Genomic DNA, 649 nt, shown 5'->3' with positions numbered 1-649 from the left:
CTTACTTACAGCTCCCCAAAGCATATCGGTGTTAGTCCCGTCCTTCATCGGCTCCTAGTGCCAAGGCATCCACCGTGCGCCCTTCATAACTTAACCTAAATGGTCATCCGCATCAAAGATGCGTTTCGCATTTCGTTGTTTGTTTAGACATAAATGTCTAGAAAATCACTAATTATGGTAAGCGTAAATCTCAGTGAATTACTTGTTATCAATTACGTTATCTAGTTTTCAAAGAACAACTTCTTGGTGGAGCCTAGCGGGATCGAACCGCTGACCTCCTGCGTGCAAGGCAGGCGCTCTCCCAGCTGAGCTAAGGCCCCATATGAATTTAAGAGATGGTGGGCCTAAATGGACTCGAACCATCGACCTCACGCTTATCAGGCGTGCGCTCTAACCAGCTGAGCTATAGGCCCATCTCATAAGAATGAATAAAAGAATGTTTGTGACGTACAAAAAAGTACGCGCAAATGTTTCTTCGCTTACTCTAAGGTAAACTCACTATTCATTTAGAGGGAACAAAGTTCTCTCAAAACTAAACAAAAACCAAAAGCGTCCTCATATATTCCTTAGAAAGGAGGTGATCCAGCCGCACCTTCCGATACGGCTACCTTGTTACGACTTCACCCCAATCATCTACCCCACCTTAGGC

General features: G+C 44.8%; 2 tRNA genes and 2 rRNA genes. All 4 read right to left on the bottom strand.

The window, feature by feature from the left end:
• Window positions 1–96, bottom strand: a 23S ribosomal RNA gene (locus tag E2R53_RS22975); the annotation flags it as partial.
• A gap of 148 nt (window positions 97–244) precedes the next feature.
• Window positions 245–320: transfer RNA gene (locus tag E2R53_RS22970), tRNA-Ala, on the bottom strand.
• 16 nt (window positions 321–336) lie between these two features.
• Window positions 337–413 (bottom strand) — tRNA-Ile (locus E2R53_RS22965).
• Window positions 414–570: 157 nt separating this feature from the next.
• Window positions 571–649 (bottom strand): 16S ribosomal RNA (locus tag E2R53_RS22960); the annotation flags it as partial.

This window comes from Peribacillus frigoritolerans (assembly GCF_004358755.1).
GTDB lineage: Bacteria > Bacillota > Bacilli > Bacillales > Bacillaceae > Bacillus_P.
Note: the sequence above shows the minus strand (reverse complement) of the source record. Positions and strands in the feature narration are given on the sequence as shown.